At 64.7% G+C, this 25,492-nt stretch carries 22 protein-coding genes and 1 pseudogene; 8 read left to right on the forward strand and 15 right to left on the reverse strand.

All coding sequences use genetic code 11. From position 1 onward, the window contains the following. Nucleotides 1-5: 5 nt before the first annotated feature. Nucleotides 6-1,187 carry a mandelate racemase/muconate lactonizing enzyme family protein gene (locus FJ424_RS16815; protein WP_140651227.1) on the forward strand — a complete coding sequence of 394 codons (1,182 nt, stop codon included), beginning with the start codon at nucleotides 6-8 and terminating at the stop codon, nucleotides 1,185-1,187. Nucleotides 1,188-1,248: 61 nt separating this feature from the next. On the opposite strand, the gene FJ424_RS16820 is transcribed toward FJ424_RS16815, so the two are convergent. Beyond that, nucleotides 1,249-2,289, reverse strand: a complete 1,041-nt coding sequence (locus FJ424_RS16820; protein WP_140651226.1) for a LacI family DNA-binding transcriptional regulator — start codon at nucleotides 2,287-2,289, stop codon at nucleotides 1,249-1,251. A 248-nt stretch (nucleotides 2,290-2,537) separates the two neighbouring features. On the opposite strand from FJ424_RS16820, the gene FJ424_RS16825 reads away from it, so the two are divergent. The 4 genes from FJ424_RS16825 (at nucleotide 2,538) to FJ424_RS16840 (ending at nucleotide 7,013) form a co-directional block, all read left to right on the forward strand. Further along, nucleotides 2,538-3,548, forward strand: a complete 1,011-nt coding sequence (locus FJ424_RS16825) for an ABC transporter permease (protein ID WP_140651224.1) — start codon at nucleotides 2,538-2,540, stop codon at nucleotides 3,546-3,548. 113 nt (nucleotides 3,549-3,661) lie between these two features. Continuing rightward, entirely contained in the window at nucleotides 3,662-4,636 is a 975-nt protein-coding gene (locus FJ424_RS16830) for a substrate-binding domain-containing protein (protein ID WP_140651222.1), read from the forward strand. Nucleotides 4,637-4,719: 83 nt separating this feature from the next. Continuing rightward, complete coding sequence (locus tag FJ424_RS16835; protein ID WP_246677269.1) at nucleotides 4,720-6,255, forward strand: sugar ABC transporter ATP-binding protein; 1,536 nt, start codon at nucleotides 4,720-4,722, stop codon at nucleotides 6,253-6,255. Further along, the gene (locus FJ424_RS16840; RefSeq protein ID WP_140651219.1) at nucleotides 6,252-7,013 is read left to right on the forward strand and encodes an SDR family NAD(P)-dependent oxidoreductase; all 762 of its coding nucleotides are present in this window, start codon (nucleotides 6,252-6,254) and stop codon (nucleotides 7,011-7,013) included. The genes FJ424_RS16835 and FJ424_RS16840 overlap by 4 nt, the downstream gene beginning before the upstream one ends. Here the strand turns inward: FJ424_RS16840 and FJ424_RS16845 are convergent. The 4 genes from FJ424_RS16845 to FJ424_RS16860 form a co-directional block, all read right to left on the reverse strand. Continuing rightward, nucleotides 6,961-7,917 (reverse strand): aldose 1-epimerase, encoded by a 957-nt coding sequence (locus FJ424_RS16845; RefSeq protein ID WP_140651217.1) that lies wholly within the window; start codon nucleotides 7,915-7,917, stop codon nucleotides 6,961-6,963. The two genes, FJ424_RS16840 and FJ424_RS16845, sit on opposite strands and share 53 nt — an antisense overlap. Next, nucleotides 7,901-8,497: an SDR family oxidoreductase gene (locus tag FJ424_RS16850; protein WP_246677270.1), complete on the reverse strand. Its 597-nt coding sequence runs from the start codon at nucleotides 8,495-8,497 to the stop codon at nucleotides 7,901-7,903. Before FJ424_RS16850 ends, FJ424_RS16845 begins: the two co-directional genes overlap by 17 nt. Further along, nucleotides 8,494-9,273, reverse strand: coding sequence for an SDR family NAD(P)-dependent oxidoreductase (locus FJ424_RS16855; RefSeq protein ID WP_140651216.1), 780 nt, complete (start codon nucleotides 9,271-9,273; stop codon nucleotides 8,494-8,496). The genes FJ424_RS16850 and FJ424_RS16855 overlap by 4 nt, the downstream gene beginning before the upstream one ends. 167 nt (nucleotides 9,274-9,440) lie before the next feature. Further along, nucleotides 9,441-11,510: an NAD(P)-binding protein gene (locus tag FJ424_RS16860; protein ID WP_140651214.1), complete on the reverse strand. Its 2,070-nt coding sequence runs from the start codon at nucleotides 11,508-11,510 to the stop codon at nucleotides 9,441-9,443. A 221-nt stretch (nucleotides 11,511-11,731) separates the two neighbouring features. On the opposite strand from FJ424_RS16860, the gene argE reads away from it, so the two are divergent. Beyond that, complete coding sequence (argE, locus tag FJ424_RS16865; protein ID WP_140651212.1) at nucleotides 11,732-12,889, forward strand: acetylornithine deacetylase; 1,158 nt, start codon at nucleotides 11,732-11,734, stop codon at nucleotides 12,887-12,889. Between the two features lie 6 nt (nucleotides 12,890-12,895). Here argE and FJ424_RS16870 read toward each other — a convergent pair whose 3' ends face one another. Genes FJ424_RS16870 through FJ424_RS16890 form a run of 5 tightly spaced genes read right to left on the reverse strand, consistent with a single transcriptional unit; the run spans nucleotide 12,896 to nucleotide 17,792 of the window. Continuing rightward, nucleotides 12,896-13,825: a LysR family transcriptional regulator gene (locus FJ424_RS16870; RefSeq protein WP_140651210.1), complete on the reverse strand. Its 930-nt coding sequence runs from the start codon at nucleotides 13,823-13,825 to the stop codon at nucleotides 12,896-12,898. Between the two features lie 45 nt (nucleotides 13,826-13,870). After that, entirely contained in the window at nucleotides 13,871-15,361 is a 1,491-nt protein-coding gene (locus tag FJ424_RS16875) for an aldehyde dehydrogenase (RefSeq protein WP_140651208.1), read from the reverse strand. 24 nt (nucleotides 15,362-15,385) lie between these two features. Beyond that, nucleotides 15,386-16,060, reverse strand: coding sequence for a DUF1028 domain-containing protein (locus FJ424_RS16880; RefSeq protein WP_140651206.1), 675 nt, complete (start codon nucleotides 16,058-16,060; stop codon nucleotides 15,386-15,388). A 5-nt stretch (nucleotides 16,061-16,065) separates the two neighbouring features. Next, entirely contained in the window at nucleotides 16,066-16,482 is a 417-nt protein-coding gene (locus tag FJ424_RS16885) for a RidA family protein (protein WP_140640275.1), read from the reverse strand. Between the two features lie 35 nt (nucleotides 16,483-16,517). After that, nucleotides 16,518-17,792, reverse strand: a complete 1,275-nt coding sequence (locus FJ424_RS16890) for an NAD(P)/FAD-dependent oxidoreductase (RefSeq protein ID WP_140651205.1) — start codon at nucleotides 17,790-17,792, stop codon at nucleotides 16,518-16,520. A gap of 281 nt (nucleotides 17,793-18,073) precedes the next feature. On the opposite strand from FJ424_RS16890, the gene FJ424_RS16895 reads away from it, so the two are divergent. After that, on the forward strand, nucleotides 18,074-19,705 hold the full coding sequence (locus FJ424_RS16895; protein WP_140651203.1) for an amidohydrolase: 1,632 nt from the start codon (nucleotides 18,074-18,076) through the stop codon (nucleotides 19,703-19,705). 20 nt (nucleotides 19,706-19,725) lie between these two features. Next, nucleotides 19,726-21,327: a GMC family oxidoreductase N-terminal domain-containing protein gene (locus FJ424_RS16900; RefSeq protein WP_140651201.1), complete on the forward strand. Its 1,602-nt coding sequence runs from the start codon at nucleotides 19,726-19,728 to the stop codon at nucleotides 21,325-21,327. 309 nt (nucleotides 21,328-21,636) lie between these two features. Here FJ424_RS16900 and FJ424_RS16905 read toward each other — a convergent pair whose 3' ends face one another. From FJ424_RS16905 to gfa, 5 genes and pseudogenes are all read right to left on the reverse strand, one after another. After that, nucleotides 21,637-22,395 carry an ABC transporter ATP-binding protein gene (locus FJ424_RS16905; protein WP_210239423.1) on the reverse strand — a complete coding sequence of 253 codons (759 nt, stop codon included), beginning with the start codon at nucleotides 22,393-22,395 and terminating at the stop codon, nucleotides 21,637-21,639. Between the two features lie 122 nt (nucleotides 22,396-22,517). Continuing rightward, entirely contained in the window at nucleotides 22,518-23,321 is an 804-nt protein-coding gene (locus FJ424_RS16910) for an ABC transporter permease (protein ID WP_140651198.1), read from the reverse strand. A gap of 191 nt (nucleotides 23,322-23,512) precedes the next feature. Further along, nucleotides 23,513-24,472, reverse strand: coding sequence for an ABC transporter substrate-binding protein (locus FJ424_RS16915; protein WP_246677271.1), 960 nt, complete (start codon nucleotides 24,470-24,472; stop codon nucleotides 23,513-23,515). A gap of 262 nt (nucleotides 24,473-24,734) precedes the next feature. After that, nucleotides 24,735-24,818, reverse strand: a pseudogene (locus tag FJ424_RS34055) (ACP phosphodiesterase); the annotation flags it as partial. A 164-nt stretch (nucleotides 24,819-24,982) separates the two neighbouring features. Then, the coding region (gene gfa, locus FJ424_RS16925) for an S-(hydroxymethyl)glutathione synthase (protein WP_140786365.1) at nucleotides 24,983-25,492 on the reverse strand (510 nt) is incomplete at its 5' end.

A 25,492-nucleotide genomic window follows, 5' to 3' on the forward strand; every position in this document is an offset into this window, starting at 1 on the left:
TCCGCATGAAGATCACCGACATCGAGACCTTTGCCGTCGGCGCCGGCTGGAAAAACTGGCTGTTCGTCAAGGTCCATACCGACAAGGGCATTCACGGCGTCGGCGAAGGCACGCTGAACGGCTTCATCAAGACCACCGAAGCCGGCGTGCATGAGCTCAAGCATCTCGCCATCGGCCAGGATCCGCGCCGCATCAACGCTTTGGCCAAGCGCATGCTGGACAGTGTTTCGCTCGACGGCGGCCACATCCACCGCACGGTGATCGCGGCGATCGAGGTCGCCTGCTGGGACATTCTGGGCAAGGGCCTGGGCGTGCCGATCCACCAGCTTCTCGGCGGGCAGGTGCGTGACAGCGTGCTTGGCTATGCCAATGGCTGGTATCGCACCGAGCGCACGCCGGAGGCCTTTCTCGAAGCCGCGAGGGCCGTTCTGGCGAAAGGCTTCAAGGCGTTCAAGCTAGACCCGTTCGGTACCGCGCAAGGTTTCATTTCGCGCGAGGAGCTGGATCTTTCCTACGCGATCTGCCGCAAACTGCGCGACGAGCTGCCGCGCGATACGCTGATCCTGATCGACGTACACGCGCGCTTCACCGAGATCGCAGCACTTCAGGCGGCACAGAAATTCGCCGACCTCGACATCTACTGGTGGGAGGAGCCGACCTCGCGCGACCGTCAGGAGACTGTGCATGAGGTGGCGCACCGCTCGCCCATTCCCGTGGCGACCGGCGAGATGTACGACACGGTCGGCCAGTTCTACACGCTGGCGGCCGGCGGCGGGGTCAACATCTTCCAGCCCGAGCCGATGTCGCTTGGCGGCATCGCGCCCTCGATCCAGGTCGCCAATCTGGCTTTAGCCCATGGCAGCCATATCGCGCCACATCAGAGCGGCGGACCGGTGGCGACGACGGTATGCCTGCAGCTGGCGGCGGCGGTGCCGAATTTCCTGATCCAGGAGCATTTCGACGCCTTCAACGATCCGTGGACCCGCGAGCTGGTGACCTGGCATCCGACCGTCAACCCGGACAATGGTCACCTGTCGCTGCCGCAAGCGCCGGGGCTCGGCATCGATCTCAACCTCGATGCGATCAAGGACCACCCTTACGACCCCAACGCCTATCTCAACGTCCATGCCGAAGGCTGGGAGAAGCGCCTGGGGCGACGGGAAGGAGCGGGGAAACCTGGCCTCTAAACTGGCAGGCCTCGGTGAGCGACGCCGCTTCGCGGCTGCTCCGCCGGTGGATGACGAAAAACTAGGCGCTTTCACGGTCGATGATCTCGAAGCCTAGGCTGGTGACGGCCGGCACCTCGCCGTCGCCGCCCAGTCTCGCCAGCAATTGCCGCACGGCGCGACGGCCCATGTCGTAGCGATTGACCTTCACCGTGGTCAGCCGCGGATAGAGCTGCGCGGCGAGGTCCATGTCGCCATAACCGGCGATGGCGATCCTACCGGGCACCGCCCAACCCCGCCGATGGCATTCCTGCACGGCGCCGACGGCCAGCGTGTCGCTGGAAAAGAAGATGGCATCGATGTCCTTGTGCCGTGACGTGAGCGTGATCAGCGCCTCGGCGCCGCCCTGCGCGGTGATCGGCACCTCGACCTCCATACTGTCATGGTTCTTGATACCGAGCTCGGTCAGCGCCGCGTGATAACCGGTGCGGCGCTGTTGCAGCCGATCATTGCCGTGGATTGGCGTCGAGACGAAGCCGATCCGCCTGTAGCCCTTGGCGGCCAGATGCATGGTCATGGCGTAGGCGGTTTCGAAATTGGAGACGCCGACCACCATGTCGATCGGATCGCGGCCCTTGACCTCGGAGATCTCGACCACCGGCGCGCCGCTGCCCTTCAGCAAGGCGCGCGCCGTTTCGCTTTGCACGAAGCTCTGAAGGATCATGCCGACCGGGCGCCAGCCGAGCAGCGTGCGGATCGCTTTCTCCTCGGCTTCCCGCGTGAATTCGCCCTGCACCAGGAGCATCGAATAGCCGCCCTCATGGCATTCGTCGGACATGCCTTGCACCTGCTCTGCGATGCCCGAATTGATCAGCGGCGGCACAACCGTCCCGATCATGCGGCCGTTGCCGCGCATGCTGGAAGCAAGCTGGTTGGGCACGAAGCCGATCTGCTCTATGGCTTCCAGAACTTTGGCACGCGTCTCCGCTGAGACCCTGCCGGGGTTGGACAGGGAGCGCGACACGGTTATGGGCGCGACGCCGATGCGTCTCGCGATCTCGCGAACCCCGAGGCGCTGCGACGGTGTGTTTCCGCCAGGGTCGTCCCGTGACCCATCGGTCATCGCCAAGCTCCAACAAAGCACGACGCGCGAAGGGAAAATCCTGCTCCGGATCGCACGGCCACCGCCATTCATAGCGGCTGCGGCATGTGCTTTCCAGCGATGTGCCAGTCGTCTTCCGACTTCTGAAATTTCGTCGTTGACAAGTTATAATATTATAATCTTAATGACGTAGAGGAGCGCGCCGGGATCGGCGTGGGCGCGACGGTGCCGGTTGCGGGCCGGTGGCGTGCGCCGCCAGGGAGGTCAGGATGGAAAGCGCGGCTGACGTGAGATCGCCGCCCCGGGATGGGCAATCGTTCCGGCGGCGGCTGATCGGCTTCATTGCCATCGGCGAAGTGGGCGTGCTGGCGGCGATGGCTCTGCTGATCGTCTTCTTCTGGCTGCTCGAACCGGCTTTCCTGTCGGAGCGCAACATCCGCGCCATTCTCAACGTCGTGTCGTTTGTCGGCATCATTGCCATCGGCCAGACCATCCTTCTGGTCGCCGGCGAGTTCGACCTGTCCGTCGGCTCGGTGGCCGGGCTGTCCGCGGTCGTCGCCGCCAAGCTGATGACGGCGGCCGCGCTGCCGGTGACCGTCGCCATTCTAGGCGGTGTGGGCGTCGGTGCGCTGATCGGCCTGGTCAACGGCCTGATCGTCGTCAGACTCGGCATCCCAGCCTTCATCCAGACGCTCGGCATGCTGTTCATCGGCCAGGGCCTGATCCAGGTGGTGACGGGCGGCTACCCCGTCTATCCGCTGCCGGAGGCGATCAGTGCGATCGGCGGCGCCGACCTCGCCTTCGGCCTCGGCTGGAGCTTTGCCTTCTTCATCGTCGCGGCGATCGCCGCCGATTTCGTCCTGCGGCGCACCGTGCTCGGGCGCAACATCTATGCCACCGGCGGCAACCAGGAAGTGGCGCGCCTCGTCGGCATCGACACCAGCGCCTACAAGATCGGCGCCTTCATCGTCGTCGGCGCGCTGGCGGCGATTGCCGGCATGTTCGTCATGGCCGATCTCGGCAGCGGTGGCACCTCGATCGGCAGCGGCTGGGAACTGACGGTCATCGCCGGAGTCGTGGTCGGCGGCGTCAGCCTGTTCGGCGGCGCCGGCACGGTCGCCGGCGGCGTTGTCGGCATCCTGATGCTGAAGGTGGTGCAGAGCGGCCTCGTCGTCATCGGCGTCAACTCCAACTGGCAGCAGATCGCGGTGGGCGTGATCATGGTCATGGCCGTTGGGCTCGACATTGTGCGCCGCCGCTACTTCATCGCCGGCGCATAGCCGGCCACGAGGAGCAACGAACTCACGCACGGACCATTTCCAAACGCCGGAAGATGACGCGAACAGCAGATCTTACGCCGGCAAGAACGCCGGTGAAGCAAGGGAGGTAGGACATGAAAATCGATTTGAGAAAAGGACTGATCCGCACTGCTTTCGCGGCCGTGGCGGCTGCCACGTCGCTGGGTTCGGCGAGCCTCGCCCAGGCGGCCGACATCCACCTGCTCTGGGTGCAGGCGATGAAGGATCACCCTGTGCACCGGCTGATGCAGGCGGGTTTCCTCAACAAATGCAAGGAGCTTGGCTACACCTGCGAAGTCGTCGGCGACCCGAGCGCGACGAATTGGGACATTCCAGCTACGCTGCCGCTGGCCGAAGCCGCCCTGGCCCGCACCAAATACGACGCGATCGGCGTCTATGGCCCCGATCCGGCGATCTACTCCTACATTTCCAAGCTGGCCAAGGAGGGATTCCCGATCGTGACCTGGCATGTGCTGCCGCCGGAAGGCACGGTCCAGGGGCTGAAGGCAGCGACAGGCGAGGATATTGCCGGCGCCGGCCAGAACGCCGCCGTCGCAATCGGCGAAAAGCTCGGCGGCAAGGGCACCGTGGCGCTCACCCAAGGCGCGTCCAACGATACCGAGAACGCCATGTCGGCCGCTTTCCGCAAGACCATCGCCGAGAAGTACCCCAACATCAAGGTGCTCGACACCCAGATGGAAGGCTTCGAACCATCGGCGGCCGAGGCCAAGGCGGTGGCGATCCTGCAAGGCAATCCGGACGTGACCGCGGCCTTCGGCACCACCGGCAACAGCATCCAGACCTGGTCGGGCGCGGCTCGCAAGGCTGGACGCGACGTCGTCATCATCGGCATGGACTATATCAGGCAGAATCTCGACCTGGTGAAATCGGGCGCCGCCTACGGCATCGTCGCGCAGCCGCTCTATGAAGAGAGCGCCAAGGTTGCCGAACTGCTCGGCGATCTCGCCCAGGACAAGGCCGTCCCCTACAACAACCCGCTGCCGGCCAAGGTGATCACCGCCGCCGACCTCGAGCCCTATTACAAGATGCTGGACAACGCCGGCCAGTAACGCCCATCGCGGGGTCCGCGGCTTGCCCGGACCCGGCTTCCGCCGAGAGGATCGCCTTGCCCAACGCCGTCCAAGAACCGCTATTGTCGGCCATCGCAATCGCCAAGAGCTTCGGCGGCGTGCAGGCGCTGCGCGGCGTCGATTTCGACGTGATTCCGGGCGAGATTCACGCTCTGCTTGGCCAGAACGGCGCCGGCAAGTCGACGCTCGTCAAGATACTCAACGGTGTGCATCCGGCCGGCTCTTATGTTGGCACCATCACGCTCGACGGCAGGCCCGTCAGCTTCGCTTCGCCCGCCGACGCGCGGTCGAACGGTGTCGGCTATGTGCCGCAGGAGATCGAAGTGCTCGAGCAGCTCTCGGTCGCCGAGAATGTCTTTGCCGGCCGCACGGGGCTGGGCGACGGCCTCATGGTCCACCAGCGGAAACTGGAACAGAAGGCGGGCGAGATTTTTGCCGAACTTGGCATCGGCATCGATCCCAGGGCCTATGTCGCATCGCTGACTTCGGCGCAGCGACATCTGGTGATGATTGCCCGCGCCATCGTCATGAAGCCGCGCGTGCTCATGCTGGACGAGCCGACCGCCTCGCTTTCCGGCACCGAGGTCAATGCGCTCTTCAGCGTGCTGCGACGCCTCAAGGCGCAAGGTGTGGCGATGATCTACATCACCCATCGGCTGCCGGAAGTGCTGGCCATCTGTGACCGCGCCACGGTGCTGCGCGACGGACAGGTGGCGGTGCGCATCGCGAGGGAGGATTTCGACGCCGAGACCTTCATCTTCTCGATGTCGGGACAACGATTGCAGCGGCTGTTTCCCGAGCATGCGGCCCCTGTCGGAGCCCCAACCGCGCTGGAGGTTCGCGATCTGACCGTCGCCGGCCATAGCGGCGCCGTCCACGGCGCCAAGGACATCAATCTGTCGGTGGCCGCTGGCGAGATCGTCGGGCTTGCAGGCCTGCTTGGCTCCGGCCGCAGCGAGATACTGCACGGCATCTACGGCCGCGTCCCGGCCACGGGCGAAATCCGCGTCGCCGGCGAGTCCCTGCCGATCAGATCGCCAGGCGACGCACGTGCCGCCGGCATCGCGCTTCTGACCGAGGACCGCAAGCGCGACGGCCTGCTGTTCAATCTGCCGGTCGGCGCCAACATCACCATCGGCAATCTCGCCCCCTTGTCGCGGCGCGGCGTCGTGCGCGGCGGGCTTGAACGCAGCTCCATCCTGGCCGCCATGCGCGCGCTCAACGTCAAGGCATCGTCGCCGCAGGCTTCGGTCAGCCATCTTTCGGGCGGCAACCAGCAAAAACTTCTGTTCGCCCGCGTGCTGATGCGCGCGCCGAAAGTGCTGCTGCTCGACGAGCCGACCAAGGGCGTCGACGCGGCAACCCGGCACGAAATCTACCGGCTCGTGGTCGACCTTGCCGAAAAGGGCGTGGGCCTGCTGATCGTGGCCTCCGAGCTCGAGGAGCTGATTGGTCTTTGCGACCGTTGCCTCGTCGTTGCCGATGGCCGCATCGTCGACGAATTCAGACGCGGCGAAGGCGGCGAGGATCGCGTGCTGCGTTCGGTGACCACGGCGCAAGCAGAACGCCACGCTTCGCAGGTGCAGGTATTGCCATGATGTTCGCCGGCAAACGCGTTCTGATTACCGGCGCGGCCACCGGCATCGGCCGGGCGACGGCCGAACATCTCGTCGCTCAGGGCGCGGCCGTGTTCGGCGTCGGGCTGGATGCCGAGGAGGGCAAGGCGCTTGCCGGCCGTTACGCTGGCGACAAATTGATCTTTCGCGAGACTGATGCCACCCGCGAAATCGAGGTGCGAGCGGCCGTGGCGGAGGCGACGGAGCGGTTTGGCGGGCTTGACGCCGTCGTCAACTGCGCCGGCATCTATCCGACCGGCAAGCGGCTCGAGGAGCTTTCCGACGAAGATTGGAACAGGACCATTGCCGTCAACCTGACCGCCATCTTCCGTGTCTGCCGCGCGACCTTGCCGCTGCTGCGCGCGGCTGGCGGCGGCTCGATCGTCAACATCGCCTCGGTGCACGCCGATGCCACGGTTCCCGGCGTGCCAGCCTATGCGGCGACAAAGGCGGCGGTCGTTGGATTGTCGCGACAGATGGCGCTCGACTATGCCGTCGACCGCATCCGCGTCAACGCCGTGCTTGTCGGCTCGGTCGCCACCCGAATGACACTGGACGGGCTGGAGGCGGCCGGCGGCGCGGAAGCGCTGGGCCTCTCTTTCGAACCCAACAGGATCGCGCGCATCGCCAACCCCTCCGAGATCGCCAGCGCCATCGGCTTCCTGATCTCGGACGCCTCGTCCTTCGTCACCGGCAGCGCCATGCAGGTGGATGGCGGTCTCCTGGCCCGGCTGCTCTAAGCTGCCCGGGTGTAAGCGCGAACGGCATGAACGAGACGGCGCCCGCCGCGCTTTCGCCGCGCGCGAGCACGATCACGCCTTCATCCGGATCGCTCCATCGGCCACGGCCGAAAGCGCCCGAGGCATTCGTCTGCGGTTCCAGGCAGAAATAGGGCTTGGTCGGGTCGGCATAGAGCATCAGATGCTTGAAGACGGGATCGGCGGCGATCCGCAATCCGGCGCCGCGCGACGGAAAGCGGATGATCGCTTCGCCGGTCCAGCCGCCGTAGTCATTGTTGCGCCAACCGTCGGGCAGCGGCCCGCCCTTCGCGAAATCCAGTTCGGGCGGCAGCGTGATCGGATCGCCCGAAACGCCTTCGGGCTCTTCGAGATGGAAGCGCCGGGCGCTGAATTGCAGCGTCACGCCGCGATCTCGATCGAACCACGGATGCAGGCCAAATCCGAACGGCATGGGAACCGGCCCGGTGTTGGTCAGCGTCATCGTGACGCCGAGACCCTCCTCCGAGACGACAAAGGCCTGCTCGGCGCGATAGGAATAGGGTTCCGCGCCGGCGGCGACCTCAAGCACCAGCGTGGCCGCAGCGGCACCGCTTCCGGTGACGGTCCACGGCTGTTTCCAGCCGCTGCCATGCACGTTGAATATCTCAGGCGGATTGTTGGGCAGAACCCGCCAGCGCCTTGCCCCGAAGTCGAATTCGTTCCCGGCGATGCGGTTGGCGTAGGGCACCATCGGGAACATGGCGACGCCCAGCACGTTGTCCGCATCGCGATCGTCATCCGAAAGCCGGCGCATGAGATCAACGCCGCGCCAGCGCATCGCGCTGACGCTGCCGCCGATTGCCGGTGCCAGTTCGACGTCCAGCGCCCCTGCCCTCAGTGTCGGCGCCTCAGAAGTTGCGCCCATAGCCCGCCGCCCAGCCGCCGTCGACGCCCAGCATCTGCCCGGTGGTGTAGCTGTTCAACGGATCGCAGAAGAACAGCACCGCGGCGATCGCTTCCTCGATGCTGCCGGCGCGGCCGACCGGGGTGTGGCTGAGCATCGCCTTGTCGCCTGTAACGATGGCGTCGTCCTCGACCGCGCCGAAGCCAACCGCATTGACCAGGATTTTCGGCCCGAATTCCATGGCCAGGGCACGCATCCCGGCAAGGATCGACGCGTTCTCCATGGAAAAGCGCGGATGGCGACGCATCGGCATGCCGGCGACCGCCGAGATCAGGAAGACGATGCGGCCGCCGCGCTCGGTCATCGTCATGGCGGCCTTGCGCGCATCGGCATACAGGGAGCGCGGATCTTCGGCTTTCGTTCCCGGGCGTAGCGGACACGAGATCAGCAGGATATCGGCGGCGGCGCGCGTGGGGGCGCCCTCGACGATATGACCGCCATTGGCGCGCAATGCGGCGAGCACCGCGTCGACGATCGCATTGGTTTCGCCGTCCAGCGCGATCGTGGCGCCGGCAAGATCGATTTCCATGGCGGCGCTCACATCATGTATCCCGCGGTCCAGCCGCCATCGACGGCCAGCACCTGGCCGTTGATGTAGCTGGCGGCCGGAGAAGCCAGGAACAGCACGGCCTCGGCGATCTCCTCCGGCTGGGCCGGCCGGCCGAGCGGCACATGGGCGAGGAATTCCTGGGTGCGCCCGGCGAACTTGCCATCGTCGCCGTAGAACAGCTTGGCGGTCAGCGCAGTCATCACCGAGCCGGGCGCGACCGCATTGGTAAGGATCCCCTTGGCGCCCAGTTCGATCGCCATCGACCGCGTCAGATGCACGATGGCGGCCTTGGCGGCGACGAACGGGCTTTGCAGGCGCATCGCGGCAAGGCCGACGACCGAAGCGATGTTGACGATACGTCCACCCCTCCCGGCCGCAAGCATCGGCGCCAATGCGGCGCGGCTCATGATGTAGAGGCCGTCGAGGTCGATGCCGGTGATGCGATCCCACTCCTCGGCAGGAAATTCGTCTATGGTGACGCGGTGCGCCAAGGTATTGACGCCGGCATTGTTGACCAGGATATCGAGCCGTCCGTACTGTTCGCAAACCCTGGCGATCGCGGCATCGACCGATTGGCCGTCGCGAATATCGATCGCGCAGGCCCTCGCATTGCACAGTCCGGCCGCGACGCGCTCGGCGCCTGCCATGTCGATGTCCGCGACGACAACCGCGGCCCCGTTATCCGAAAGCCGTTTGGCGATGGCACTTCCGATTGCGCCCGCCGCCCCGGTAACCAAGGCGACCCGATCCGATAAGTTACACCGCATTGCACGCCGTCATCATCATCCTTCGATATGAAGCTATTATAATAATATCAAAGGTCAAGGAAGTCCCAAAACGGAGCCGATGATATCGGATTTCCTTGGTAATTTCAGCTGCCGGCGACGGAAGCCGCGCGGATCTGGCAAAGCGCTGCCGCGCCAATTGAGCGGCGCTACCGGTCCGCCAGCGCCGTCACCTCACGCCGGAAAGGCAGCGCGTCACCGATATCGGCTTCGTCCAGCTCGCGGGCGAAGCGATGGCCGGCATAGGTAGCCCAGGCTATCGGCCCCGGCGCTTCCGCATCGCCGATGACCTTGACGGAACGGATGCCATTGTTGGCCCACTCGTTTTCCCGGGCTTTCAGCGCGTGCCAGACGGCGTCGTCCTGATTGCGCGACGTCACCAGGACGACGGCATCGGCGGCCATGTCCACTTTCGCGCCGGTATAGACGCAGGCCGTCGCGAGGCCGCCCGAAACGATGCTCGTGACGGTCCTGTTAAGGACGATATCGACCCCCAACTCCGCCAGGCGGCGGTGGATGGCCCCCTGCTCCAGCGTGTTGCGGGTCCAGTCCGAGACATAGGCCGAAGGGGTCACCAGGGTCACTTTCGCGCCCTGGCGCGCCGTCAGCTCGGCCAGCACGCCGCCCATGTAATAGTGGTCGTCGTCGAACAGCACGACGTTGCCGGAGGGCACCTTGCCGCCCATCAGATCGTCGGGCGTGTAGATCGGCATGGCGGCGTCGATCGGCATCGGTACGACATGGGCGCGTGCCACGCCGTCGCGCCGCCAGGTCGATCCGGTGGCGATGGCGACGTTCTGGAAGCCGAAGGACAGGATGTCGTCCGCCGACAGCCGGCTCTCGAAATAGATATCGACATTCGGCATCTGGCTGAGCTGGTACTGCCGGTAGTCGCGCACCCGGCCCCAGGCCGACAGGCCCGGCAGCAGGCACTCGCGCGCCACGCGGCCGCCAAGCTCGGTGCCGGCTTCCGCAATGGCCACCTGGTAGCCGCGCAGGCCGAGCGCGCGAGCGGCCTCCAACCCGGCGGGCCCGGCGCCGACGATCAGCACGCTGTCGCTGTCGCCCTTTGCCTGCATGCGCTCCGGATGCCAGCCCTTGCGCCATTCCTCCATGAAGGTCGGGTTCTGCGTGCAGCGCGAGATCGACATCGTCATGTCGCCGGTGATGCAGATGTTGCAGCCGATGCATTCGCGGATATCCTCGATGCGGCCCTCCTCGACCTTCCTCGGCAGGAAGGGATCGGCGATCGACGGGCGGGCGCAGCCGATGAAGTCGAGCGTGCCCGACTTGATCATCCTGACCATGACATCCGGCGAGGTGAAGCGGCCGACGCCGACGACCGGCCTGGAGGTCAGCTTCTTGATGCCGGAGACGAGGCTTTCCTGCGCCGCCTCTTCCTTGAAGCGCGACGGCCCCGAGCAGTCCTCCCAGGCGCCATGGGCGAGATCCCAGAGATCAGGCAGCTCGGCATGCATCTCGATCATGTCGCGGACTTCCGAATTGGCGAAGCCAAGGTCACCGATCATCTCGTCGAGCGATAGCCTGAGCGTCAGGCCGCACGTGTCGCCGATCGCGTCGCGCCCTTCCTCGATCAGCTCGCGCATCAGCCGCGAGCGGTTTTCCAGCGAGCCGCCATATTCGTCGCTGCGCTGGTTGGTGGCAGTGGACAGGAAGTGCTGGACGATGCCGAAGCCGTGCGCGCCGTAGAGGCAGACCAAATCGAAGCCCGCCTGCTTGGCGCGTTTGAAGGCGTTGCGGTGCCAGCGGCGCAGGTCGCGAATATCCTCTCTGTCCATCGCGCGCGCCTGCACCGGATCGTTGGTGAAGGTGCGGATCGGCAAGGCCGACGGCCCGCGCGGGACCTCCTTGGTGTAGAGATTGGGGCCGTTGATGCCGGAATAGGCGAGTTGGACACCGGCCAGCGCGCCATATTCGTGCATCGCCTCGGCCATCTTGGCCAAGGCCGGAATATCGGCGTCGTCCCACAGCCTGAGCTCGATGAAGGGCGTGATCTCGGAGGTGTGGTGCATCTCCGTCTGTTCGGTGAAAATGACGCCCCAGCCACCTTCGGATTTGATCCGGCGCATCTCGGCAGCGGCCGAAGGATCGCGATAGCCGCCGCCATTGCAATGGGGAACCTGGTAGAAACGGTTCTTGGCCGTCACCGGACCGATCTTCATCGGCTCGAACAGAATGTCGTAGCGTGGGTCGCGCATGGTGCTTCCTTCCTGTCGGCTTGGCGCTGCCGCAGTTGCCGAGACTACTCATAAGTTGGCGCCGGCGCGGGAAAACTATGGATTTCTTCTGTGCGGATTAGGACGCGCCTAATCGCCCTTGCATGGATTAGCCTGCGATGAATCGGGGCTGAGCCAAATGCGACTTCAGGACCGCTACGGCGCGATGTAAACAAGCCGGCTGCGGCAACGGAACAAGAGATATGGACAGCACCAGGATCCTCGAAAAGTTGATCGCCTTCCCGACAGTGAGCCGCGACTCGAACCTCGACCTCATCGGCTATGCGGCGGAGCTGCTCGGAGAGAGCGGCATCGCCAGCCAGATCATCCACAGCGCGGACGACCACAAGGCCAATCTCTTTGCCACCATCGGACCGGCCGACAAGCCCGGCATCATGCTGTCCGGCCATACCGACGTCGTTCCGGTCGACGGCCAGAACTGGACCCTGCCGCCATTCGCGATGACCGAGCGCGACGGCAAGCTTTTCGGGCGCGGCGCGGCGGACATGAAGGGTTTCGTGGCCTCAGCTCTCGCGGCCTGTCTCAAGGCCCGGAAGATGGCGCTGCGCACGCCCTTGCATCTGGCGCTCTCCTACGACGAGGAAGTCGGATGTCTCGGCGTGCGCGACCTGATCGAAATGCTGAGTGCAGCGCCCCAACGGCCGCTGCTGTGCATCGTCGGCGAGCCGACCAACATGCAGGTGGCGACCGGGCACAAGGGCAAGCTTGCGGCGCGCGCTCTCTGCAAGGGACGCGAAGGCCATTCGGCGCTCGCCCCGCTGGCGCTCAACGCCATCCATCTCGGTTGTGATTTCGTGCGGGCCTTGCGCGACGAACAGGATCGGCTGGCCCGCGACGGCGCTCGCGACGGCGACTACGACATTCCCTACACGACCGTGCATGTCGGCAAGATCAATGCCGGCGTGGCGCTCAACATCGTGCCCAACCTTTGCCAGGTCGATTTCGAGATCCGCAACGTCGCCGCCGACGATGCCGCCGGCATTCTCGATAGGCTGCGCAGTGCTGCGGCGCGCATTGCCGCCGGCGCCGCTTCTATCGCGCCCGAAGCGGCGATCGACATCGAGATCACCAACACCTATCCGGGTCTCGACACGCCGGCCGCTTCGGAAGCCGTCGCCTTCGTCAAATCGCTGACCGGCGCCAACAGCACCATGAAGGTCGCTTTCGGCACGGAAGGCGGATTGTTCAGCCGCGATCTCGGCACGCCCGCCGTCGTCTGCGGACCGGGCTCGATGGCGCAGGGGCACAAGCCGGACGAATATATCAGCGTCGAACAGCTGCGGCGTTGCGACGAGATGCTGGAGAGGCTGCTGTCGCGCCTCGCCGACGGCTGGCCGTGATGTCGCTCACTTGACGATGCGTTCGGTGCCGAACACGCCCTGCTCGACCACGAAGCGGCGGCAGTGGTCGATGAAGGCCTGCACCGTCAGCGTGCGGTGCTCGGCGTTCGGCAGCGCGATTCCCATGGTCAGCGGCCGCAGGTCGCCCAGCAAGGGCACGAAGACCAGCAGCTTGCCGTCCGGCGACATGGTGTTGAGCGGCCGCATATTGGCGATGCCGTAGCCGAAGCCATTGGCCACCATCGAACGCATCACGGCGATATCGCCAGTGCGCTCGACGATCCTGGGCCGCAGGCCCTGGAACGCCGAAAGGAAGTATTCGCGGCTATAGGGCAGATCGAGCAGCACCATCGGCTCGTCGACCAGTTCCTCGGGCGTGATGCCCGCCCTCGCGGCCAGGCGATGCGCGGCCGGCAGCATGACATAGGCCGGCAGCTGCATCAGCGGCTCGAACGTCATGTCCTGCGACAATTCGAGATCGTAAGTCAGTGCTGCGTCTATTTCGCCACGCTGCAGCATCTCGAACAACTGCCCCTGGTTGCGCTCGAACTGCCTGACGCGCACATCCGGATAGGCGTCCTCGAATTTCCGGCGCAGCGCCGGCAGCACGATCTGCGCAAAGGTCAGCAGGCAGCCGATCGCCAGCGGGCCGCGCACCTTTTCCGCGATATCGCCGGCAATGTCGTGCAGCGCATCCGCGTCGTTGAGCAGCCGCGCGGCTTCCTTGAGGAACAGGCGCCCGCCTGCCGTCAGCGCCAGCGCGTGCGAGTGCTTGCGCACGAAGAGCTGCACGCCGAACTCCGCTTCGAGCTGGGCGATCGAGGCCGAGATCGAGGGCGGCGAGACATTGACCTGCTCGGCCGCCTTGGCAATCGAACCAGCCTCGCCGACGGCGACGAAGTATTCGAGTTGTCTGAGTGTGAAGCGGAGCGGCATGGTCCTATGTTGCCGGTTTGCACCCGGTGATCAAGGTCACGGTCCTCAGTACTTGATCCAGGTGGTCTTCAACGCGGTGTATTTGTCGAGCGCATGCAGCGACAGGTCGCGCCCGAAGCCGGACTGCTTGAAGCCGCCGAAGGGCGTCATCGGGCTCAGCGCGTCGACGGTGTTCACGGAGACCGTGCCCACGCGCAGTTTTTCCGCGATGCGGTGTGCCCGCGACAGGCTGTCGGTCCAAAGCGATGCCGCCAGCCCGTAGACGCTGTCGTTGGCAATCCGGAGCGCCTCGTCTTCGGTGTCGAAAGCGATGACAGACAGCACCGGACCGAATATCTCGTCGCGGGCAAGCGGATCCTCGGGCGCAACATTGTCGAAGATGGTGGGTTGCACGAAGCTGCCGCGCCCGTCGACCGAGATCCGACCGCCGCCCGTAACCAACCGGGCCGACTTCCTGCCGCCATCGATGAAGCGCATGACTGTCGCGGCGTGCCGCGCGTCGACCATCGCCCCCATCCTGGATGCCGGATCGAGCGGGTCGCCGGGCTGGGTCGCCGCCGCACGCTCGGCCAGCTTCTCGACCAGCGCATCCTTGATGCCGCGCTCCACCAGAAGCCGGGAATTGGCCGAGCACACCTGGCCCTGGTTGAAGAAGATGCCGAAGGCGGCCATGTCGGCCGCCGCGTCGAGGTCCGCGCAATCGGCGAACACCAGATTGGGGCTCTTGCCGCCGGTCTCCAGCCAGACCTGCTTCATGTTCGACTGGCCGGAATATTGCAGGAACAGCTTGCCCACGGCGGTCGACCCGGTGAAGGCGAGGCAATCGACGTCCATATGGCGGCCAAGCGCCTGGCCGGCGGTCTCGCCGAGGCCGGGCACCACATTGAGCACACCGGCGGGCAAGCCCGCCTGCATGGCGAGCTCCGCCAGCCTGAGCGCCGAGAAAGGCGATTGCTCGGCCGGTTTCAGCACCACCGAATTGCCGGCCGCCAGCGCCGGCGCGCATTTCCAGGTCGCCATGTCGAGGGGGAAATTCCACGGCACCACGGCACCCACGACGCCAAGCGGCTCGCGTCGCACTAGTGCCAAGTCGCCATGGCCGGTCGGCGCCACCTCGTCATAGACCTTGTCGATCGCTTCGGCATACCACTGGAAGATCGCCGCCGAGCCCGGCACGTCGATGGTGGCCGCGTCCTTGACCAGCTTGCCCATATCCAGCGATTCCAGCAGCGCCAGCTCCGGCAGGTTCTCGCGCAGCAGCTCCGCCAGCCTGAGCAGCACCTGCTTGCGATGCGCGGGGCCCGTTCGCGACCACACACCGGCCTCGAAGCTGCGCCGGGCCGCGGCGACGGCCAGATCGATGTCTTCTTCTCCGCAGGAAGCGACCTCGGCGAGCGTCGCTCCCGTAGCCGGATTGATGCTGGCAAAGGTTCGGCCGGAGCGGGCCGGCACGGCCTTGCCGTCGATGAAGGCTTTGTCGCGAAAACGGATCGCCGACGCCTTGCCGATCCATTCCTTATGGCTGAGTTCGCTCATGCTGGCTCCAGAAGACTGGTCGGGCTATTCGTCACCGGGAACGCCATAGCTCGGCGCGCCGGACGGGTTGAGGGCGCGGGTCACGTAGGCATCGAGCTGGGGCTTGTAGATGTCCCACAGCCCCGCCAGCTGCTCGATCGGGCAGTCCTCGGTCCAGTCACAACGCAGGTCGGCGACGGGCCAGGAAACATCGCGCACCAGCTTCATGCCGGCGGAGCGGACAGGCCCCGCTTCGCCGCCTGCTTTGAGCGCGGCGCGCATCGTGGCGATCAGCCGATCGCCGAGATCGCCTTCGGAGGCAAGGAAGGCGTCGACCATGGCGCGCGGGATGCCGTCGTTTGCAAGCAGGTTGCCGCCGCAGGCCACGTCTTCGCCGCGCGCCTCGGCCCAGATGCCGAGCGCTTTCGGCCCGGAGTGGATCGCGCTGACCCCCGCGGCGTCGACAGCCAGTATCTGCCGGTATTCGATAAAAGCGTCCGTGCGCTTCAGGATGGCGACGGCCTCCGTGGCCGAGGCGCCGCGCGCCATCAACTCAAGCGCCCGTGGCCCGAGAGTCGGGTCGGTGACGTTCTGGCTGGCGACCGCGCCGACGCCGGCCTGCGCGTAGGCGCAACGCGCCGCGACCGCGGGAGACGACGATGACACCGCGACGCCGAACATGCCTGTACGCCTGCAACGCGCGACGATGGAGAAGGTCATGGCGTTCAGTCCGGGATGACGGCGGTGCCGTCGATCTCGACCAGCCATTCCGGCCGCGCCAGGGCCGACACGACCAGCCCGGTGGAAACCGGATGGACGCCCTTGATGTACTCGCCCATCGTCCGGTAGACGGCTTCGCGATGGCGGACGTCGGTGATGTAGATAACCACCTTCACCAGATGCTCCATCGTGCCGCCGCATTCCTCGATGAGCTGCCTGATGTTCTGCATGACCTTGTGGGTCTGTTCGACCGGATCGTGGCTGTCGATGTTCTTCGCCGTATCGAGGTCCTGCGGGCACTGCCCACGCAGATAGACGGTCCGGCCGCCACGCGTGACGACCGCCTGGCAGAGATCATTGTCGAGCTTCTGCTCGGGATAGGTGTCCTTGGTATTGAATTTGCGAATTCGCGTATGCGCCATCTCGGTCTCCATAAGGGTCGGGCTCGCAGCTTTGGTCAGGCGTCCACGGGCTCGCGGGTCGCGGCGGCGTGATAGGCCAGATATTTGCGCTGCGTCGAAATACGGTCGGCCACATGCTTGGCATCGTGCCAGACGCCCCATATGAAGCTCGACCCTCTTCGCGACTGCCAGGGCAGTCCCAGGAAGTAGATCCCGGGCTCGACCGAGACGCCTCGCTGATGCCTTGGCCGGCCCTTCTCGTCGAAAGCGTCGACCTTCAGCCAGCTGTAATCGACGGCAAAGCCCGTTGCCCAGATGATCGTCGCGACCCCGGCCTCGGCCAGGTCGAGTTCGCGGATCGGATTGGTCACGCAGTCCGGATCGGGGTCGATCTTGCGCAGAGCGGGTTCTTCCGGAAGGTCGAGACCGTTGCGGGCAACATAGGCATCGGCTTCGTCCAGCAGCGACATCAGATTGGCGTCGCCGCGGGCAATGTTCTTTGCAAGGTCCGGCGCGAAAGTCATCACGCCGTCCTGGTATGTCTTTGTCATGCCGACAAGCGTAAGCCCCTGCGCGGCCAGGCGGCGGAAATCAATCGTCTCGCCGCCGCGAGCGCCGCTGACCGCGATCGTGACATGTTCCGTGCCGGGTCCCGGGGTCTCCAGGTCCCATTTGCCGAGAACGCCCAGCCACCAGCAGAAGTCGCGGCCGCGATAGGCGCGCGGCGGGCGATCGTGCGGACCGACCGAGAGATAGACGCGCCTGCCTGAGCGCTGCAGCTCGTCGGCAATCTGCACGCCTGAGGATCCCGCGCCGACCACCAGCACCGCACCCTTTGGCAGCTGCGCCGGGTTGCGGTAGGCGCTGGAGTGGATTTGCAGGATGCCGGCATCCGCAGGAACGACGGGCGGGATGACGGGGACCTGGAAAGGTCCGGTCGCGGCAACAATGCTGTTGGCTTCGATCACGCCATCCGACGTCTCGACGCGAAATCCCGGACGGCCGACATTTCTCTGCACGAGCTTGACCTCCACGCCACAGCGAATCGGCGCGTTGATCTGCTTTGCATAGGCGACGAAATAGTCGGCGACCTCCTCCTTGGAAGGAAAGCCATCGGGGCCAGTCACGGGAAACTCCATGCCCGGAAACCGGTCATGCCAGGCCGGACCGTTGGCGACCAGGGAGTCCCACCGCTGCGAGCGCCAGCGTTCGGCGATCCGGCCGCGTTCGAGGACAAGATGAGGCACCCCGCATTTGCTCAGGTGCTCGCTCATCGCCACCCCGGCCTGGCCGCCACCGACGACGAGCGTGTCTACCTTCTCAACCGACATATCCACGTCTCTTTCGATAGGGCTTTCGCCGCTGCGATGGAGGTCCGGTTTGCTTTTAGTGACGGGCTGGCGGAGCGAAAATTATGATTTCATGTGTCAGTGCTTAGCTTATCCCTAAACGCTGGAAGGGGATCACCGAGGGGCATCCAATTCCCGGCTCCGGACATCGGGAAAAGCTTAGGCGGACCCTAAGCAAGGGTGCTGGAAAAAATAATTCTTGCGCCTTGGATTTGGTGGTTCCCTGCGTCACCCGCATCAGAGCGACGACCGCTGAGAGTGAAATGGCGCGAGAGACCCTTTATACAAACGGCGCGCTATACACGGTCGATGCGGCGAATCCCACCGCTGAGGCGATGCTGGTTCGCGGCGACCGCATCGTTGCCGTCGGCTCTTTGTCCTCCGTCAGGGCGCAGGCCTCCGCGAATGCCGAAATCGTCGATCTCCAGGGTCGGTTCGCAATGCCGGCCTTCATCGACTCCCATGTCCATTTTGCCTGGGGGAGCAAATATCTCGATGAAGTACGGTTGCGCGAGGCAAACACCTTTGGCGACGTCCTCGCCCGGTTGAAGGCCTATTCGCAAACCCATCCCGACCGCGCATGGATCGTGGGCAGCGAATTCAGTTACGGCTACCCCGATCTCCCCGAAGGCGGCTTCCACAAATCGCTTCTCGATCAGGTTGTTGCCGATCGCCCGGTTTTCTTCCGCTCAGGCATGGCGCACGCGGCCTGGGTGAACAGCAAGGCGCTGGAACTTGCCGGCATCACACGGGACACGCCCGACCCGGAAGGTGGCGAGATCGTGAGAGACGCGAGCGGCGAGCCGACCGGGTGGTTGAAGGAGAAAGCGTGGTCCCAGTTTGAAACCCTGGTTCCCCAATCTTCGAAATCCGATATGCGAGCGGCGCTGCTCTCCGCCATCAAAGAAGCAAGCCGTTTGGGACTGTCGCGGGTTCAAAGCGCCGGGATGGACGACGAAGCGGTCCCCTTGCTGGCTGAAATATTCGCGAATGGCGAGCTAAGCCTGCGGTTCACGCTTTCGAGCATTGCAAACCCGGAGTCGAACCTCGACGAGGTGATTGCGCGCGTGTCCGGATGGAGGGGTGAACTCGACCCTGACTTTCTCGATGGGCGTGTCATCAAATTCTTCCTGGACGGCGTGCTGGAATCCCACACCGGCTTCATGCCCCAGGGCTATGCCGACAAACCGGGCGAAACCGGAACATGCCTTTGGAAGGTATCGGCCTACAACGCGGCCGTCAGCCATGCGCAGCGGGAAGGATTTCAGGTCTGGACACACGCGATTGGGGCGGGCGCCATCGAAATGGCCCTCGACGCCTATGCCGCGGACGGGGAACGCTCGCGGCAGCTCCGGCCGCGGGTAGAGCATTGCGAAATACCCACCGCGCGCGACATCGAGCGTTTTGGCGAGATAGGAGCGATAGCCAGCTTCCAGCCCGCCATGATCTATCCACGAGACCAATGGCTCGGGATGGAAGGGCTCTGGGAAATGCGTGTCGGCTCCGGATCTCTTCCGCGGGCCTTTCCTGTTCGCTCCATCATCGAGGCCGCGGGCGCCGTCGCGTTCGGAACTGACTGGCCCATCGTCGACCTCAATCCACTCATCGGCATTCGCAATGCGGTGTTGCGCCAGAGCCGGGACCACCAGCCGGAAGGCGGTTGGGTCCCTGAGCAGAGGATCAGCGTCGCGCAGGCGGTTCATGCCTATACGCTGGGGGCGGCCTTTGCCTGCCACCGGGAAAACGACGAGGGCAGTTTGGCGGCGGGAAAGCTCGCCGACTTCATCGTCCTTTCCGATGATCCGCTGCAGGTCGAGCCGGACAGAATCGCGGACATCAAGGTGCTGAAAACGATCGTCGGCGGCAGATCGGTCTGGGACGAACCCGCGGCTTGAGGCCGCGTCTTGGGAGTTGGATGGAAGCGGCTGAATTTGACTACATCGTCGTCGGCGCGGGTTCGGCCGGTTGCGTGGTCGCCAATCGGCTGAGCGCCGATCCGTCGGTCAAAGTGTGTCTGATCGAGGCCGGCGGCAGCGACAACAGCCTGCGGGTCAAGGTGCCGGCGGGCATCCTCTCGCTCTACGGCAACCCGGCCTACGACTATTGTTTCGTCGGGGTGCCGCAGCCTGAGCTCAACAACCGCCGCATTCCGGTCAATCGCGGCAAGGCGCTGGGCGGATCGAGCTCGATCAACTCGATGGTTTATATTCGCGGCGCCGCCGAGGACTATGACGAGTGGGCCGCGCTCGGCTGCGCCGGCTGGGCTTATCGCGACGTGCTGCCCGCGTTCAGGAAACTGGAGCGCAACCTGCTCGGCCAGGACCCGCGCTATCATGGCGACGACGGCGAATTGCTGGTCGACAATCCGCGTGATCCGAACGTGCTTTCCAGCATGTTCGTCAAGGCCGGCAGGGACGCCGGCCTGCCCGCCAACGCGGACTTCAATGCCGAAAGCCAGTTCGGCCTCGGCATCTACAACGTCACGCAGGACCGCGGACAGCGCTTCAGCAGCTTCAGCGCCTTCATGCGTCCGGTGCGCGACCGCAAGAATCTGACGCTGCTCAGCCAATGCGAGGTGATCGACCTCGTCATTGCCGAAGGCCGCGCCACGGCAATGCGCGTGCGGCACGAGGGCCAGCAGAAGACGCTCTCCGCAAACCGCGAGATCGTGCTCTCGGCCGGCGCCATCAATTCGCCCAAGATCCTGATGGCGTCCGGCATCGGCCCCGCAGCCGAGCTCCGGCAGATCGGCATCACGCCGGTTCTTGATCTGCCGGGTGTCGGCAAGAACCTGCAGGACCATGTCGACGGCATGATCACGGTGCGCTCCAGGAGCACCAGGACGCTCGGCTTGTCGATCGCCAACCTGCCGCGTATCGCGGCGGCACCCTTCCAGTATTTCGCGCGCCGCAAGGGCATGCTCACCACCAACTATGTCGAAGCCGGCGGCTTCGCGAAGACCAGGCTCGCGAACGGCCTTCCCGACATCCAGTTCCACTTCGTGCCCGGCTATCGCAGCCATCGCGGCAGGCTGATCGAATACGGCCACGGCTACGCCATTCACACCTGCGTGCTCCGGCCGAAAAGCGTGGGCGAGATCAAATTGTCGCGCGACAGTTCCCGCCGGGACGTGCTGATCGACCATCGCTTCTTCACGCATGAAGACGACGCCATGGTGCTGGTCGAAGGCATCAAGATCGCGCGCCAGATTTTTGCCTCGTCCGAGTTCGACGCGGTGCGCGGCAAGGAGATGCTGCCGGGCAAGGACGTCCGCAGAGACGACGAGATCCTCGCCTATCTGCGCGCCGAGGCGCTGACGGTTTATCACCCCGTCGGAACCTGCAAGATGGGAACCGACGATATGGCTGTCGTCGATCCGGCGACGCTCAAGGTGCGCGGCGTGGACGGGCTGCGGATCGCCGATGCCTCGGTCATGCCGAAGCTGATCGGCGGCAACACCAACGCGCCAAGCATGATGATCGGGCAGAAGGCTTCGGAGATGATCCTCGGCAAATAGGTCGCCGCTGTTTCGGTGAACCATCGCAAACGTCTGGAATTGGCTTGTCCCCCAAACAGCGTCATTCTAGGGCGGAGCAAGGAGCGGAGCGACGCGCGCAGACCCTAGAATCTATTCCGTGACGCCGAGGCGCCGCCGCGGTGAAGAATTCTGCTCCGCTGCGCCTCGGCCAAGGTTACGGAATGGATCCTCGGGTCTCCGCGTCCGCTCCGCCCGTGGATGACGAAGCTGAGAGGCTTTGGTCAATCCCCAGCGGCTGCGCTGATTTCACGGAAATGAACGGTGAAATCCTGCCGCGACGAGATTGGTTTAGTGATCCTCGTCGATCTCGTCGTGCAGGAGGCCGAGGATGCGGCGCTTGAGCGCGATGAAGTCGGGTTCGAGGATCACGTCCATCGAGCGCGGCCGCGGGATGTCGACCTTGATCTCGGCCTTGATCTTGCCGGGCCTGGCCGTCATCACCAGAACGCGATCGCCAAGCACCAGCGCCTCATCGATGTCGTGGGTGACGAACAGCACCGTTTTCTGCTGCCGCTCCCAGACGCGCAAAAGCAGCTTCTGCATGGTGCCGCGCGTCTGGCTGTCGAGCGCGCCGAACGGCTCGTCCATCAAGAGGACGGCCGGATCATTGGCGAGCGCGCGGGCGATCGCCACGCGCTGCTTCATGCCGCCGGACAGCTGCGCGGGATAGTGGTCGGCAAAGGGCGCGAGGCCGACCTCGTTGAGATACTGGTCGACGATCTGCTTGCGCTGCTCCGCCGGCAGGCCCTTGCGCTTGGGTCCATATTCGATGTTGGCGCGCACCGTGAGCCAGGGAAACAGGGTGTAGCTCTGGAACACCATCCCTCTGTCGGGGCCGGGTTCGATCACTTCCCTGCCGTCCACCTTGATGGTGCCCGAGGTCGCGTCATTGAGGCCGGCGGCGAGATAAAGCAGGCTGGATTTGCCACACCCCGAAGGACCGACGATGACGCAGAATTCGTTCTTCGCCACCTTCAGCGACACATCGTCCAGCGCCAGCACGCCATTGGCGTCGCCATAGCGCAGCGTCACGTCCTCGATGGCCATCGTGGTGCCGGTCGAATGCGGATCGCCGGCCGCATGGGCCGTGCCGGCCGGAATGTTCGCCTTGACGATTTCGGTCATCACTACCCTTGATCCGGCTGCGGTTTGCGAGGATGCGTTCATTATCAAGGCGCCCATGGCGCGACCCTTGCCCGGAGAATGCGGAATGCGGTGTCGGTGATCAGGCCGAGAAGCCCGATCGCGGCGATCGCCATGAAGATCACATCGACCTGGAAGCCGCGCATCGCCTTGAGGCTGATATAGCCGAGGCCGCTCGACGCCGCGACGAGCTCCGCCACGACGAGATATGTCCAGGCCCAGCCCATGGTGACGCGAAGCGTGTCGAGTATCGAGGGAAGCGCGGCAGGGAAAATGACGTGCCACACCGCCTCCGAGCGCTTGGTGCCCAGAGTGTAGGAGGCGTTGACCAGATCCCTGGACACGCCGCGCGCGCAGTCGGAGATCATCACGAGCTGCTGGAAGAAGGTGCCGAAGAAGATGACCGCGATGCGCTGCTCGATGCCGATGCCGATCCAAAGGATGAACAGCGGCACGAAGGAGGTCACCGGCAGGTAGCGGATGAAATTGACCAGCGGCTCCAGCGGTGCCTGCACCGCCCGGTAGGTCCCCATCCACAGTCCCAGCGGCACCGCGATCACCGAGGACACGATGAAGCCCAGGATGACCACCTTGGCGCTGGTGAGCGTGTGGTAGAAAAGGCTGCCGTCCAGCGACATGCGATAGGTCGTCTGCAGTACGGTTCCAGGCGTCGGCAGGAACATGTTCGGCACGACGCGGCCATAGGACAGCAACGCCCAGCCGCCGATCACGACCACCCACATCGCTAGCGCGAGTGTCGTTGCCGTGCTGGCGGGGATGTTGGCGAATGGGGTCGTCAGGCGTGTCCACGCCGTCCGCCTTTGTGCCATAAGATGGCCTCCGTTGATTTTAGAGCAATTCCAGGAAAAGTGAGGGCGGTTTTCCGTTCGGAATTGCGTCAAAACAAGAGATAGAAAGGTTCGCCGTTTCGGTGAAACGGTGAACCGACCCAGGCGCGAAGCTCAGGCGTTCGAGAAACCGGGATCGGCCCGGGCGGGCCGATCCCGGCTATCCCGAAGGCTCACTGTTCCTTGATGAAATCGGTGTCGAGGATGGTCTTCGAGTCGATCGTCATCTTGAGCTTGCCGGCCTTGCCCCAGATGTCCTGCGCGAAGTTCACCAGGTCGGACGCTTCGCTCTTCTGCGGCGTGCCGAAGAATTCCAGGTTGCGGGCGCGGTCATAGTAGCGCACGCCCTGGGCGCCGGCCGCGAAATCCTCGGGCTTCTCAAGATAGCCGCCAATGCCCTTGGCCATGATCTCATAGGCCTTTTCCGGGTTGGTCTTGATGTAGTCGACCGCCTTGTAATAGCCCTTGATGAGGGCCTTCACATCCTCGGGGTGCTTCTCGATCAGGTCGCATTTGAGCGCGATCACATCGACGATCAGGCCAGGCGTGGTCGTGGAATCGATCAGCACCTTGCCCTTTCCGCCCTTGCGGACTTCGGTGAGATGCGGCTCCCAGGTCACGGCGGCGGGAACCTGGCCGGCGATGAAGGCGGTCGCCGCATCGTCGGCGGTCATGTTGGTGACACTGACATCGTCCTCGGTCATGCCTTCCTTTTTCAGGAGCACGTTGAACCAGAATTCGGAAACAGAGCCCTCGTTCAAGGCGACGGGCTGGCCTTTCAAATCCTTGAGCGATTTGACGTCGGCCTGCGTGACGACGCCGTCACCGCCATGGCTGTCGTCAAGCGCCACCACGTATTTGAAGCAGAGTTCGTCAGAGCGGTACTTCATCAGCTCGTCGACGGTGGAGGCGGCGCCGTCGAGATCGCCGCCAGCCACCGCCGCCATGTAAAGCGCTGATTCTTCGATGACTTTCAGGTCGACATCGACGCCGGCTTCCTTGAAGTAGCCAAGGTCGCGGGCAAGGAACAGCGGCCCGTAGCCCACCCAGGTGGTCATGCCGAGGCGAATGGCGCCGGCGTTGGCGGGAGCGGCAAGCCCCAGGCCCAGCAGGCCCGCGCTGACCGCGGTCATCAGGCAATTTCGAAATGTCTTCATTGTCGTGGTTCCCCTATGGCTGTTACCGGCATCGACCTCGTTCGAGTGGCGTATGCCAGGCTGTCGTTTCGGCAGCCGCTCTCTTGTTATGCGTCGCCCTCCCAGGCGGGCCTTGTTCTAGGTCCCGCAAGAGAGCATCCGGGCCGGATCGCAAAAAGAAGTCTTTTTCTGTCCTTTGCTTCGCCGAAACCGAAGCAGCGGACCCTGCATGGTTGACGCGCTTGAATTGACGGCGCCAGGCGACCGCGGTTCCGATGGCGCCGGCAGATGCGCCAATGACCGTGGACGGCTTGCTGACAAAGAGATTGTAGCGGTAGGGACGCTCGCCCGATCGAAGGCGCTCTCGACCATCGGGAAATCGACGGCGGCGCCAGGATGAGTGGCAAATTCAGGCGCTTTGGGGCACTGTCGAGGGATGCGGCCTCGTCGGCCGCAACCCGGAGATTTTCGGCGCGATCGCCACGCCCCCCGACGTGGCAATGCGGACTATGCCGCCAAGGCGCCCGACTTCTTGGCGGTCCAGATGGCGATATAGTCCATCAGGCCGGGGCTGAGGCAGTCATAGGGCTCGAGCCCGATCGACTTCAGCTGGGCGCGGATGCCGTCCATGCGGCTCGGATCGACACCGGATTCGATGATCGAGGAGACGAAGGCGGTGAAGCCCGGCGGCGACCAGCCGTCCTCCTCGAAGCGTTCGGGATGGATGAAGGACAGCCCCTTGAAGGGATGGTCGCGCTCGACCGGGCCGTACATGTGGACGCCGCAGCTTGTGCAGGCATGGCGCTGGATGAGGGCCGAGGGATCGACCACCTTGAGCTTGTCGCCGTTCTCGGTGACGGTGACGTCGCCGCTGCCGGCAACGGCCACGACCGAGAAGATGGCGCCGTCCGGCTTCCAGCACTTGGTGCAGCCGCAGGCATGGTTGTGGGCGATCTGGCCCTTGACCTTCACCTTCACCGGATTGCTGGTGCACAGGCAGACCAGCGTGCCGCCGGC

It is taken from the genome of Mesorhizobium sp. B3-1-8 (assembly GCF_006439495.1).
Taxonomy (GTDB): Bacteria; Pseudomonadota; Alphaproteobacteria; order Rhizobiales; family Rhizobiaceae; genus Mesorhizobium.